A 12,701-nucleotide genomic window follows, 5' to 3' on the forward strand; every position below is an offset into this window, starting at 1 on the left:
CATCGCACCGGAATCGCCCGACTGTAGAACGAAATCAGCAACGCCTCCGTTCCGCAGGTTGGGAAAAAGATGCAATCGGGTTGGACCTTGGGGCGCTCGTGCCTCATGTAAGAAGGGCTTCGGCAAAGTGGATGCTGAGGTCCCGAGGTCGGCGGCTGGCTGGGCCGCTCGCGTTGGCACGGCTTGGCCGCGCTAGTAATGCACTCTGGGCCGAGCCGTTTCTATCTCTTGCGCGCGAGCCGCTTCTCCACCCGCTTGCGGCTATTGCCAACCTTCTTCACTGCCTTCTTCACGGCGGATGCCGATCGGCCTGTCTTTTTCGACTCGTAGCTGACCTCGTGCCGCTGTCCGCCGGCGACCCGCGCTCGGTCCTGCTTGCGGCCTCGCGTCGTCTGCTTCTTCGCTTTTGCCATTCTGGCCTCCCTTGTCGTCATGACGCAACGCAGGATAGGGTTTCGCGGTTCCGGTCTGCCGCGATCGTCGGAACGATTTGACCTATACCAGTTTGAATCCGCCTTCTTTGCGTGGAGGTTTCGAGTGGCGTTTCAGCGCAGAAGGCCGGCAGCGCTCGGTACCAAGGCGCCATACCCGGGCTTCATCGAGCCGGCGCTGGCGACGGAGATTGAGCGGGTGCCGACCGGCGCCAGATGGATTCACGGGATCAAGTTCGACGGCTACCGCGTCCAAACTCACATCGCCAATGAGGCCGTCAAGATCTTCACTCGGCGCGGCCATGACTGGACACGTCGCTTCCGCAAAATCGCCGACGACGCCTGGCACATCTCCGCCGGCAGCGACGTCATCGACGGCGAGGTGGTCGCGCCGGCCAAAGACGGCACGACGGATTTCTCGGTGCTGCAGAACGAGCTCAAGGGCCGATCGAAAAAAATCGTCGTTGTCGCCTTCGACCTGCTCTATCTCGATGGCCACGACTTGCGGAAGCTGCCGCTCTCCACGCGGAAGGCCGCATTGAAGAAACTTATCGCCAGCACCGACATCCAGTTCAGCGAGAGTTTCGAGATTGGCGGCCGTGAGATGTTCGAGCACGCCTGCAGGGTCGGCTACGAGGGCGTAGTCTCGAAGGTCGCCGACAGCCCCTATGTCTCAGGCCGCGGCCGCAACTGGGTGAAGACACCGTATGCGCAGCGGGAGACGCTGACGATCGCCGGCTTCGCCCTGGACGAAGGAAAATGGGACGGCGTCTATCTCGGCCGGCGCAAGGGCGCCGAGCTGATCTACGCTGGCAAGGTCGACCACGGCTTCGACAAGGTGTCGGCCGCCGATTTGCAGAAGCGCCTAACGCCGCTGATCCGCAAGACGCAGCCCTACACGAAGCGGATCGCGCACAAAGGCATCTGGGTTGAGCCGAAGCTGCTCGCCGAGGTCGAGTACCGCGCCAAATCGGCGGAGGGCAAGGTGCGGCATCCGTTCTTCAAAGGCCTGCGGGAGGACCTCTGAGGTGAAATGGTGCCCCCGTTGCGACAATTGCCGCTGGGTCTGCGAGAATCACCCGCTGAAGCCGTGGTTAGGCGCACGCCTGCACCTGCGGTGGAGCGGGCATCCCCTGCCCGTTCTGCAACCGCAGCGACGAGGAAACGCCGCCAGACCTGCCGGAGGGCTTTAAGGCTGACACGATCACAAAGGAAGACGGTACCGATTGAGCTTATTCGCGCGCACCGATTACGAGATCATTGTCGACGCCGTTCAAGCTGCCCGTCGTGTGCTCGGGGAGAACATAGAGCCGGGACAGCCGCGCAACGCCACCGTCACCGTTCATCGGCTGCTGGGACTGCTGGACAATCGAGACGTCCACGCGGTGCTGAAGCGCATCGACCTGCGTAACACGTTCGAGCTGGTCAGCGTCGAGACCTGATGAATTTTCCTCTTGGACGCGGGACGCATGCCGCCGCGCCTCATCAAGGCCTCGTGCGCAGGGCATTTACATAGTTTAATGTATCTGGGCAGACCGGCGATGAAAATTCTGCATGGGATGCAAACGAAAGCGAGAATCGATCCACGCCGATCGGCTCGCTGCGGGAGCGGCTCGTCACCTCAGCCCAGCCCAGCAGGCTCGCACGCGCGCCAGAAATCTTGCACCGGGCGCCGAGCAGGATAAGCTGCTCCGGCAAGCGAGGCAAGCCGAACGGGCAGCTGAGCTGGACGAAGCCCTAAGTTTGGTCAGGCGAAATGAAAGACATGCAAGCGCACTTGGAAAAGCTTCGGAATGAAGCCGACGAGTGCGATCTAATCAGCAAGCTCGCGACCAACGCGACGAAGAAAGCACTCTTTGCCAAGCTTGCCGAACACCACCGAGCGTTGGTCAGGGATGTAGAGCAAGCGATCGCGGCCTCCTCGGTAGATCCGAGCGATTGAATCCCGACCGCCGGCCATTGCGGGGATAAAACGCAGCCCGGCCGGGGGTAAGACCGAGCGGCGAGGGGGCAGCGCACACCCGGTTGGTGATCGTCTGTGCGCACCCATCCAACTTCGCGCGCGGACCCTTTGTTCCTTATCTGCCGGCGGTGCAAAAACGAAGAAGACTTATCGTTTTTCTGCAGCGACCAAGGCCTGTCGCAGTCGCGATGGTGCTGCTGGAGGTCGAGATTGGCTAGCCAGAGGACCTAATGACGGCCCGCGGGAACATCGACAACGATCAGCCGCGCGTCGTCGTTCCGGTAGTCAGCTGGAAAGCGAGTTCCTAAGCTCAGGCGATGAGGTGGCCGAGGCGTCCTTCCAGTTCTGCTCTCAAGCGCGCCACCTGCTGAAGGCGGGCTGACAGATCCTCGGCAGTACGACTCAAGCGTACCCCCTGCGTAAGACGGTCTGATAGATTCTTGGTAATACGAAGCAGCAGAATGTTGCGATCGCCTTCTCTCATAGCGTCACCAGGCAATGTACAGTGGCAGCAGCAGAGAGTAAGTGAGCAGCCGCGGATCTGTTCCGGCGATGTTTGCGCGCGGCTGGCCGGAGGCATGCAGGCTGAGAATCCGCGTGCCCGCAACCAGCGACCGAAATCGGCCGAATGCAAGGTGCGGCGCCTCAAAGGCACCTCTGAAATGAAGTGGTGCGCACGCTGCGACAATTGCCGCTGGGTCTGCGAGAACCATCCAGCCAAGCCGTGGCTGGGCGAGCACGCCTGCACCTGCGGCGGCGCCGGCATGCCCTGCCCGGCCTGCAATCCGAGCGATGAGAAGACACCGCCCGACCTGCCCGAGGGTTTCGAAGCGGTCTCGATGACCGGGAGCCACATGCGGCGGATTCCTGGCGAGGAGATCGAAAGCTCGATCGAACCACGCGAGTGGTCGGAGCCGGAGCCGGCGACTTTCGCACCATCGACGGCAAGCCGATCTATTGGCGCGATGGTCGCGGCGTTGTGCATGCCTGTGAGGGCGCCGACATACATCCCGGCGTCAGGGTGCTCTGGACGCTTTGCGGGAAGGATGTCCCGGCCGACACGGCTTACCAGGCCGAGGGGGAAGTCATCACCTGCCCGATTTGCCGAGAGCTCGTCGTAGAGCAAGGTGAATGCAGCCCGACCTAACCAGCTAAATGATCGCGCCACTCTGCACGGTCATTTTTTTTCTTAGCCATTTGGTCACAAGTGCACAGACGCGCGGCATCGAGTGTGCCTTGTTTCGGTAAGCGCTCTCTCCCGCTGATCACTAGGGTGCTCCGAAAGGGTCAGCCGAGAGCACGCGACGCCCCAGCGCAACCCCTCCTGATTCGTCGGGCGCCGGGGCGGTCGAACTCCGCCTTCCTTAATGCACGTGATTGAACTCCCGGTCGGCATGGCAGGTTGGCTCCGGCTGTTGGGGATAGATGTCCTTTGGCCTTCAGTTGCGACAATGCAGAAGCCCCCGACGGAACGGGGGCTCTCTTTTATGAGACATGACTCGGTGCGCGGATGCGACAGCGTCGACTGGGAAAAATAGGAACACATCATTCAGCGCTCAGTTGTTGGACCTCTGCATCTTCCAACGAGGATCATAACAAATGAAGCGTACCTTACTGGCAGTGTTGGCGACTGCGGTGCTCTCAGCGAGCCCGGCGATAGGGCAAAATCCCCCCGCCCAATCTGGCCCGAACAACAGTGCTGTTAACAGTTCGGGACAAAACAATTCGAGCGCCCCCGTGGCTGGCCGCAACAGCTTCACCGAGAGCCAGGCAAAGTCGAGGATCGAGCAGGCGGGCTACTCGAATGTCACGTCTCTGAAAAAGGACGACGACGGCGTGTGGCGCGCCAAGGCCAACAAAGGCGGCTCGCCGACCGATGTCAGCTTGGATTTTCAAGGCAACGTAAACTCGGCTAAGTAAGAGGGCACCTCGACATGACCGTTACAATTTCACGCCTTTATGACAACTACGCCGATGCGCAACGGGCCGTTACCGGCCTGGAGGCGGCAGGCGTGCCTCACTCTGACATCAGCATTGTCGCCAATAATTCGGACAACTGGTACAGCGCCGATAGAAAGGTGGATCGTGATGCCGACGGCGTGGATGATCGCGCCGAAGGTGCCGGTAAAGGCGCCGGGATCGGTGCCGGAGTTGGGGCTGCGGCTGGATTGTTAACGGGGCTCGGGTTGCTCGCCATTCCGGGTTTAGGACCTGTGGTGGCTGCCGGGTGGCTCGTCTCCACGGCGGCGGGCGCGGCTGCTGGTGCTGCCACTGGCGGTGTTGTTGGCGCCTTGACCCAAGCAGGGGTCTCGGAGGAAGAGGCTCCGCTATACGCCGAGGGCGTTCGTCGCGGTGGTACGCTGGTATCAGCGCGGGTTGCTGACGCCGATCGAGGACGGCTGGAATCAATCCTCGATCAGTCCGCTGTGAATCTCCACGACCGCAGCTCCGCTTGGCGAAAGTCGGGTTGGAAGAGTTTCGATCCGTCGGCCAAACCCTACGGAGCCGAAGACGTGCGCAGGGAGCGTGAGCTTTACACTGCACAAAGGCGATAGCGCCGGACGACCCGCTTCGGCGGGTCGTTCTTTCTTCCCGGAAAGAGCGTTGATTCATTAGCCGCCTTGAGCCCAATGATCGACCGCAGATGAAAGCGCAGCCCCGGCGCTCCCCCCACGAAAGTTAGCGCCCCTCTCCTGAGACAGGATGCGATGACGCCGCGTGAGAAACGTGACATGCCTTACATCATCGGGCTCGCCTGTTTGGCGGCGGCCCTTGATGGTCGCCGCGTGTACCGAAAACCTTGTCCGAGTTGATGATGTGACGGATTCGGCTAAGGTGGCGGGATGATCGGGCTTCTCTATTTCGTGCTGGCCGTCGTGACCTCGCCGTTCAGGTCGAGGTTGCAGCTTGAAGCTGAGAACGCGGCGCTTCGACATCAGTTGATGGTCTTGCGGCGGAGGCTGCAGGGTCGCGTCCGGCTCACGAACCATGATCGCTGGTTCTTTGTCCAGCTGTATCGTTGGTTTCCATCAATCTCGTCCGTCCTCACGATCGTCCGGCCCGAGACCCTCGTGCGTTGGCACAGGACTGGTTTTCGCTGCTACTGGCGTTGGAAGTCACGATCTTCGGGAGGCCGACCGCAGATCGACACCGAGCTGCGCGTGTTGATCCGGCGGATCAGCATCGAAAATCCGCTTTGGGGCGCGCCGCGCATCCACGGCGAACTGCTGAAGCTCGGGTTTGAGGTCGCGCAGTCGAGCGTCGCTAAGTACATGGTCAGGCGACGCGGGCCGCCCAGCCAGGGATGGCGGACGTTCTTGCGCAGCCACGCGCCGGACATTGCCGCCATGGACTTGTTCGTCGTTCCAACGATCGGTTTCGAACCGCTCTATGCTCTCGTCATCGTCCGGCTCGATCGCAGAGCCCTCGTTTGGATCAACGTCACAGCACATCCGACGGCCGAATGGGTTGCACGTCAACTCACGGAGGCATTTCCCTGGGACCAGGCTCCGCGCTACCTCATCCGAGATCTCGACCGGATCTATGGCAGCGTCGTCGCGCCGAATGCGCTCCATGGGCATCCGCGACAAGCCTACTGCACCGGCCTCGCCGTGGCAGAATGGAGTTGCCGAACGGTTGAGCGGATCGATCCGCCGCGAGTGCTTAGATCACATCCTCGTCTTTGGTGAGACGCATCTACGACGGATTTTGCGATCCTACGCACGCTATTACAACGACATCCGAACGCGCCGGTCGTTGGACAAAGACGCGCCGGTTGCTCGCCCGGTTCAGCGAACCGGAAGCATTAAATCACACGCCATCCTTGGCGGACTTCACCACCACTACGCCCGAGCTCAGGTTTTCGGTACAGACAGGAGGGATTGCCGGGATCGGTGCTCAACGGGTGATCACACGCGTTCCATCGCCCCCGCGCGATTTGGCACGGCTCGTATGCTTGCTTCGACCGCGGCAGCCCGATTGCTTCGAATTGCGGCAGCTCCGATCGAAAATGCAGCAGAACCTGGCCTTGGCAGTCAAATTGTCGCACGAGATGGTCGAGCAACTCATGGATCGGTCCTACGCACTGCCGAGATACGCGGCGACGATCTGTGGCGACTTCAGCAAGTCACCCGCCTGACCTTCCAATTTGATCCCGCCGGATTCGAGCACGTAGCCGTAGCTGGCGATCGAGAGCGCCTTGCGCGCATTCTGCTCCACCAGCAACACCGTCGTGCCGGCGGCGTTGATCTCGCGAATGGTGCGGAAGATGTCGTTGACGATCTGCGGCGCGAGGCCCATCGACGGCTCGTCCAGCAAGAGCAGCTTCGGCCGCGCCATCAACGCGCGGCCGATCGCCAACATCTGCTGCTCACCGCCGGACATCTGGCCGGCGAATTGCTTGCGCCGCTCACGCAGGCGGCCGAAACGACGATACACGCTCTCCAGATCGGCGCCGACTTGGTCGTCGCGTCGCGTATAGGCGCCAACCAGCAGATTGTCCTCGACGCTCATGTTCGATACCACCCGGCGGCCTTCCGGCACCAGACTCACGCCCCGTCGGACGATCACGTCGGCAGATGCGCGGCGGATCGACTGCCCTTCGAGCAGGATGTCACCCGATGATGCTGCGACCAGCCCACAGATAGCCGATAAGGTCGTGGTCTTGCCCGCGCCGTTCGCACCGATCAGGCAGACGCACGATCCCGTAGGGACGGAAAGCGAAATGCCTTCCAGCACATCGACCGGGCCATAGCCGGCACTGAGCTTGCGGATCTCAAGCAGCCTCGTCGCGCCCCAGATAAGCTTCGATGACAGCCGGGCTGTTCCGGATCTCCGCAGGCGTACCCTCAGCGATCTCACGGCCGAAGTTCAAGCAGACGATGTGGTCGGTTACCTTGGAGACGAGGTCGATATCGTGCTCGATCAGCAGAACCGTAATGCCGGACGCCTTGATCTGCCGGATCAGATCGGCGAGTTGCTCCTTCTCGGAATGATTCATTCCGGCCGCCGGCTCGTCGAGCAGCAGCAGCCGCGGTCGTGTTGCCAGGGCGCGAGCGATCTCGACACGACGCCGGTCGCCATAGGAAAGATTCCCGGCCAACACCTCGGCAAGATGTCCAATACGGAGTTCGTCGAGAAGCGAGCGGCAGCGCCCCTCCGCCTCCCTCTCCTCGCGAGCGACGCCCGGCAGACGCGCCAGCACCGCCAGAATGCTCCGACGATGACCGAGATGCGTTCCGAGCGTCACGTTGGCGAGCACCGACTGGTCGGCGAGCAGCCGGATGTTTTGGAACGTGCGCGCCACGCCGCGCGCGGCCACCTGATGCGGCGGCGAGCCGGTCAGCGGAACACCATCGAGCGTAATCCGGCCCGCATCGGCCGGATATAGCCCGGTGATCATGTTCATTGTGGTGGTCTTGCCGGAGCCGTTCGGTCCGATCAGGCCGGTGACCTGCCCGGCTGCGGCCACGAACGAAATGCTGTCGACCGCCACGATGCCCTGGAAGCGCTTGGCGATTTTCCATACTTCGAGTTGGACGCCGATCATGACTGCGCCTGCTCGGTAGCCGCCGCGAGCTTTGTCTCACCAGCCCGCACTCCGAACCAGCGCAGCTTGAAGACCGACATCGCACCGCCCGGCAGATAGAGCACGATCGCCACGACCAGCGCGCCCATCAGGATCTCGCGCAATTGATTCGAGAAGCGCAGCGCCTCCGGCAGCAGCGTCGTGAAGATCGCGCCGATCAGCGGACCGGCGAGTGCATTGACGCCACCCAGGATCGGATAGGTCAGCGCATCGACGCTGCGCACCAGTCCGAAATCGCCCGGCCCGATGAAATAGTTGAGATGCGCGGCCAGCGCGCCCGCTGCGCCGCAGATGAATCCGCTGGCAATGAACAGCGACAGGCGATGCATGAACACATTGACGCCCATTGACTGGGCGACCACGTCGTCCTGCTTGATGGCGGCGATCGCGCGGCCGAAATAGGAACGTCGCAGGGTGTAAGCGACGTAGATGACGACGGCGACGGCGAGCGCGAGGTGCCACGTCTCGGTGTGACGGGGAATGCTGAAGATGCCGATGGCGCCTCCGGTGACGCTATCCCAGTTCAATGCGATCACTCTAATCACTTCGGTGAACGCGAACGTCGCGAGCATGAAGTAGTCGCCCCGCAAACGGAGCACCGGCGCTCCAATCGCTGCAGCCCCAAGGGCCGCCAGCAGCGCGCCCGCGAAGACCGCCGGCGCGAACGGAAAGCCGAGCTCCATCGTGCAGTACACGCTGCAATAAGCCCCCAACGCCATAAAGCCACCGGTCGCCAGCGAGAACATGTTGGCGCTCAGCGCCAGGAAAAGGCCGTAGCCGACTAGCGAATTGAGCAGGCATAAATCGATGATGTTCGAATAGCTCGCGAAAAACTGGCTGATCCAGGCGCTCATGCGCGGCGCTCTTCAAAGCCGGAGAACAATCCGTTCGGCTTGACCAGCAGGATGACGAAGATCAACCCGAAACCGATCGCATCCCGAAAGGACGACGACACGTAGGCGACGCTGAAGACCTCGATCAATCCCAGCAGGAAGCCGCCGGCGACGGCACCCGGCACATTGCCGAGACCGCCGAGAATGATGACGGTGAGCCCCTTCACGAGCATCTGCTCGCCCATGAACGGCGAAACCACGTTGAACAGATTGCCGAGCAGCATGCCCGCCGCACCGGCCAGCGCACCCGCCAGGAAGAAGGTCGCCAGAATTGTTCGGCCCACTGGAACGCCGACGATGCGCGCGACATCCTCACTGAACGCCACGGTTCTGATCGCCCGGCCGATCGAGCTTCGCTGCAATACGAAGGCCAGCAACGCCATCAGCAGCAGCGAAACAACCAGAAGCACGACCTGCAACAACTGGATCCTGACGTCCGCGATTTCCCAGGAGATCTGCATGAGATCGCTTGCCGGATAGCGTTGAACCTGGGTGCCGAAAATCTCCTGCGCCAATCCGACCATCATGCGCGCCAGGGCGAGACTGGCCACCAATCCCATCCAGCGATGCCCGCCGCGTGCCCGCAACGTGCGGAAGATCACCAGTTCGCTCAGCATCCCGAGCAAACCACCACCGGCTAGCGCCACCGCGAGCGCCAGCGGCGCCGGCAACCCCAGCCGCGCAGCTTCGAGACCAAAATACGCCCCGCCCATGAAGAACGCACCTTGCGCCATATTGACGATGTTCAACACGCCGAAGATCAGCGTGCATCCCATCGCGAACACGGCATAGGTTGATCCGAGCGAGATGCCATTGACGAGCTGCTGCAAGAAGGTCGACATCGCAGATCCCTACGGATCAGTCGGCGGCCAAGATGAACTTGCCGCCTTTCATAACCAAGACCTTCGGCGTCACTGCCGGCTCGCGGTGCGCATCGAACGAGAAGCTGCCGTTGTTCGCTTCCAGGTCTTTGGTCGCCGCGATGGCGTCGCGCAGCTTCTTGAGGTCCGACACCCCGCCAGCGCGCTTGACCGCATCGGCAACGACGTAGACCGATGTATAGGCCTGAGCTGCGAAGTTGTCGGGGTCGGAGCTGTACCTCTTGCGATAGGCCTCGACGAACGCCTTGTTCTTGGGGCTGTCGTACTGAATGAACCAGCCTGAGCCGACGGTGAAACCGTCCGCCGCGGCACCGGCAAGCTCGGCGAGCTTGTTGGAGATCGCCGCGTTGGCACCGAGAATGACCGTTGACGGCGGAATACCGAGCTGTCGGGCCTGGCGGACGATGTTCGCGGTTTCCTCGGCGAGGCCGCCAATTACCAGAATGTCGGGGTTGGCTGCCTTGATCTTGGTGAGCTGAGCCGAATAGTCGACGTCGCCCTTCTGAAACGTCTCGGTCGCGACGATCTTAATGTCTTCGGACTCCAGCGCCTTCTTGTGGACCGCATAGGCCGACTTCATCAGGGTGTCGTCGATGCCGTAGATCTGCGCGGCTGTCTTCGGCGAGTATTTTTTCTTCACGTAAGCCAGCACGCCCGGGAACACCATCGATTCCGGCGGGCTGGTGCGGAAGATGTAGTCACCCATGTCCGTGATGCCAGGCGCGGTGTTCGAGCTCGCGATGACGGGAACGCCGGCCTTTTGCGCCAGCGGGTCGGCAGCGAATGCGGAGGTCGCCAGCGTCGGCCCCAGGATCACCGCGACCTTTTCCTGATTGATCAGGCGCTGAAAGATATTCACCGACTGACCACGGTCACCGGCGTCATCTTGATGAATCCCGACGAGCTTGTAGTCACCGAGCTTGCCCGACGTATTGATCTCGTCGATCGCAAGTTCCGCGCCGTTCTTCTGCATTAGACCGTACAGGGCGGCCGACCCACCCGATGTCGCCTGCACGATGCCGATATTGACCGGCGTTTCCGACAGAGCCGCGCTGGAAAATGCCATCGCACCGGCTGCAGAAAGCAACAACGCAAACACCGATCTCTTCATCGAGAAGTCCCTTCGAGTATTGTCTCTCGCGGTAACTACTCGCGCGATCGACCGAAAATAAAGCTACATCACTTTTGTTCACACGCGAGAGCAAAGATCAGACATTCTCTGCTTACTTATTAAACCAATTTTCTACGCCTCGTGCGCGCTACGCGCCGTTCTTTCCGCACTCACGCTTGAATTGCAGTTCATCGAGAAACACCGCGAGATTCGTCACGACGACGTCGACGTGATCAGGCTCTTGCACACCGTTTAACCGATCGACATGAAGGATCGGATCGACGACAAGCGCGGTCTTCATGCCGAGCTCGCGAGGGGCGACGAGATTCCCCGCGCGATCTTCGAACATCGCGGTCGCCGTTGGATCGATCCCGTGCCTGACAAACAGATTTTCGAAGGCGCTCCGATGCGGCTTTCCGACGTAGCCGCTGTCCTCGATGCTGGCCACGACGTCAAAGACGTCGGATAGGCCGATCGCAGCGAGCGCAGCCAATGCGTGGCCGCGTGATGCGTTCGTGAAAACCACGCGTTTGCCCGGCAGTGCCGTGATGCTTGCGATCAAGCGCAGATTCGGACTCAGCGCCGACAGATCGATGTCGTGCACGAAATCGAGAAATTCGTCCGGCGCCACGCCGTGCAGTTCGACCATTCCCTGCAGCGTCGAGCCAAATCGCTCGTAATAGTCGAGATGCATCGCCTCCGCAGCAGCAAGATGTATTTTCATGTGGTCGGCGATGAACGCCACCACGCGCCGCCTGAGCTGTTCGTGCAGACCAATCGAGCGCGCATAGAGCGTGTCGTCGAGATCGAAAATCCAGTTCTCGACATGCGCAAAGGCTTCGCGCACGTCGCCGTCTCGTTGAACTTCCCCTGCACTTGCCGAGACGATCATGACGTCGCTCAATGGCTGGAAGTCGAGATGGGTCGTTTGCTCCTCCTCAGGCCACAGCCTCTTTCATCCGTTTAATCGCGCGATGGGCGCTCGGCTTGATGTCCTTGACGTCGAGGCTGATATCGAGCGCTCGAATCGAGTGGGTCAGATCGCCGACCGAGATGATATCGACGCCGGTCTCGGCGATGGGGACGATGGTCTGTTCGTTGATGCCGCCCGATGCTTCAGTCATGGCGCGGCCGTTGACGAGCTTCAGCCCGTCGCGCATTTCGCCGATGTCCATGTTGTCGAACATGATGATCTCGACGCCGCACGACAGTGCTTCCTCGACCATCTCCAGAGTTTCACATTCGACTTCGATCTTGAACGTGTGCTGAGCGGTCGCCCGCAGCGTCTCGATCGCATTGGTGATCGAGCCGGCGATCTTGATGTGATTGTCCTTGACCAGGATGCAGTTGGCCAGGCTGAAGATGTGGTTGTGAGCACCCCCGACGCGTACGGCGTACTTCATGATCATCCGAAGTCCCGGCCAGCCCTTGCGCGTATCGGTCAGCCGGACCTTGGTGTGCTTGACCAGATCGAAATAGCGGCGGGTCTTGGTCGCGATGCCCGACATCTGCTGCAGCCAGTCGAGAGAATTGCGCTCGATGATGAAGAACGTTGAGGCGCGTGCCTGGACGCGCATGAGCACGGTGCCTGGGCTCACGCTGTCACCGTCCTGGACGGCGTGTTCGACCCGCGCATCGGGATCGATCTGCTTGATCGTCTCGTCGGCCAGCAGCAGGCCGCAAACGATACCGTGGCCTTTGGCGTAGATCTGCGCGGCCTGGACCGGATCCTCCCCGACCAGGAAGCCGCCGGTAGTGTCGCCGGGCCCAAGTTCTTCGCGCAGAGCCTGCTCGACAAGCGGCCGGATCATAAAGCGATTCAGTTTCATCGGATT

General features: G+C 61.3%; 14 protein-coding genes and 1 pseudogene. 6 read left to right on the forward strand and 9 right to left on the reverse strand.

Features of this window, described 5'->3' with window-relative positions; genetic code table 11:
- Positions 1 to 221: 221 nt before the first annotated feature.
- A complete protein-coding gene (locus tag ACZIRK_RS32055) occupies positions 222 to 413 on the reverse strand; it encodes a DUF3606 domain-containing protein (protein ID WP_028168922.1) in 192 nt (63 codons plus the stop codon).
- Positions 414 to 537: 124 nt separating this feature from the next.
- Here ACZIRK_RS32055 and ligD point away from each other — a divergent pair, with 124 nt between their 5' ends.
- The 3 genes from ligD to ACZIRK_RS32070 all read left to right on the forward strand — a co-directional run bounded on the left by ligD (position 538) and on the right by ACZIRK_RS32070 (position 2,373).
- A complete protein-coding gene (gene ligD, locus ACZIRK_RS32060) occupies positions 538 to 1,458 on the forward strand; it encodes a non-homologous end-joining DNA ligase (protein WP_130226148.1) in 921 nt (306 codons plus the stop codon).
- Positions 1,459 to 1,657: 199 nt separating this feature from the next.
- On the forward strand, positions 1,658 to 1,873 hold the full coding sequence (locus ACZIRK_RS32065) for a hypothetical protein (protein ID WP_130226147.1): 216 nt from the start codon (positions 1,658 to 1,660) through the stop codon (positions 1,871 to 1,873).
- 314 nt (positions 1,874 to 2,187) lie between these two features.
- Positions 2,188 to 2,373 carry a hypothetical protein gene (locus ACZIRK_RS32070; RefSeq protein ID WP_028168919.1) on the forward strand — a complete coding sequence of 62 codons (186 nt, stop codon included), beginning with the start codon at positions 2,188 to 2,190 and terminating at the stop codon, positions 2,371 to 2,373.
- 331 nt (positions 2,374 to 2,704) lie between these two features.
- On the opposite strand, the gene ACZIRK_RS32075 is transcribed toward ACZIRK_RS32070, so the two are convergent.
- Positions 2,705 to 3,520 carry a hypothetical protein gene (locus tag ACZIRK_RS32075; protein WP_165435236.1) on the reverse strand — a complete coding sequence of 272 codons (816 nt, stop codon included), beginning with the start codon at positions 3,518 to 3,520 and terminating at the stop codon, positions 2,705 to 2,707.
- Between the two features lie 473 nt (positions 3,521 to 3,993).
- On the opposite strand from ACZIRK_RS32075, the gene ACZIRK_RS32080 reads away from it, so the two are divergent.
- The 3 genes and pseudogenes from ACZIRK_RS32080 to ACZIRK_RS32090 all read left to right on the forward strand — a co-directional run.
- Positions 3,994 to 4,314, forward strand: a complete 321-nt coding sequence (locus ACZIRK_RS32080; protein WP_028168917.1) for a PepSY domain-containing protein — start codon at positions 3,994 to 3,996, stop codon at positions 4,312 to 4,314.
- Between the two features lie 14 nt (positions 4,315 to 4,328).
- Entirely contained in the window at positions 4,329 to 4,949 is a 621-nt protein-coding gene (locus ACZIRK_RS32085; RefSeq protein WP_028168916.1) for a general stress protein, read from the forward strand.
- Positions 4,950 to 5,967: 1,018 nt separating this feature from the next.
- Positions 5,968 to 6,108 (forward strand): annotated as a pseudogene (locus ACZIRK_RS32090) (integrase core domain-containing protein); the annotation flags it as partial.
- A gap of 363 nt (positions 6,109 to 6,471) precedes the next feature.
- Here the strand turns inward: ACZIRK_RS32090 and ACZIRK_RS32095 are convergent.
- The 7 genes from ACZIRK_RS32095 to nadC all read right to left on the reverse strand — a co-directional run bounded on the left by ACZIRK_RS32095 (position 6,472) and on the right by nadC (position 12,695).
- Entirely contained in the window at positions 6,472 to 7,176 is a 705-nt protein-coding gene (locus ACZIRK_RS32095) for an ABC transporter ATP-binding protein (protein ID WP_028167117.1), read from the reverse strand.
- Positions 7,169 to 7,942, reverse strand: a complete 774-nt coding sequence (locus ACZIRK_RS32100) for an ABC transporter ATP-binding protein (RefSeq protein ID WP_130226144.1) — start codon at positions 7,940 to 7,942, stop codon at positions 7,169 to 7,171. Before ACZIRK_RS32100 ends, ACZIRK_RS32095 begins: the two co-directional genes overlap by 8 nt.
- Positions 7,939 to 8,835, reverse strand: coding sequence for a branched-chain amino acid ABC transporter permease (locus ACZIRK_RS32105; RefSeq protein ID WP_130226143.1), 897 nt, complete (start codon positions 8,833 to 8,835; stop codon positions 7,939 to 7,941). Before ACZIRK_RS32105 ends, ACZIRK_RS32100 begins: the two co-directional genes overlap by 4 nt.
- The gene (locus tag ACZIRK_RS32110; RefSeq protein WP_130226142.1) at positions 8,832 to 9,716 is read right to left on the reverse strand and encodes a branched-chain amino acid ABC transporter permease; all 885 of its coding nucleotides are present in this window, start codon (positions 9,714 to 9,716) and stop codon (positions 8,832 to 8,834) included. The genes ACZIRK_RS32105 and ACZIRK_RS32110 overlap by 4 nt, the downstream gene beginning before the upstream one ends.
- Positions 9,717 to 9,732: 16 nt before the next feature.
- Entirely contained in the window at positions 9,733 to 10,866 is a 1,134-nt protein-coding gene (locus ACZIRK_RS32115) for an ABC transporter substrate-binding protein (RefSeq protein ID WP_474418819.1), read from the reverse strand.
- Positions 10,867 to 11,014: 148 nt separating this feature from the next.
- Positions 11,015 to 11,758 carry a pyrimidine 5'-nucleotidase gene (locus ACZIRK_RS32120; RefSeq protein WP_474418820.1) on the reverse strand — a complete coding sequence of 248 codons (744 nt, stop codon included), beginning with the start codon at positions 11,756 to 11,758 and terminating at the stop codon, positions 11,015 to 11,017.
- 46 nt (positions 11,759 to 11,804) lie between these two features.
- Entirely contained in the window at positions 11,805 to 12,695 is an 891-nt protein-coding gene (gene nadC, locus ACZIRK_RS32125; protein ID WP_130226139.1) for a carboxylating nicotinate-nucleotide diphosphorylase, read from the reverse strand.
- Positions 12,696 to 12,701: the final 6 nt, after the last annotated feature.

This window comes from Bradyrhizobium sp. Leo114 (genome assembly GCF_055229415.2).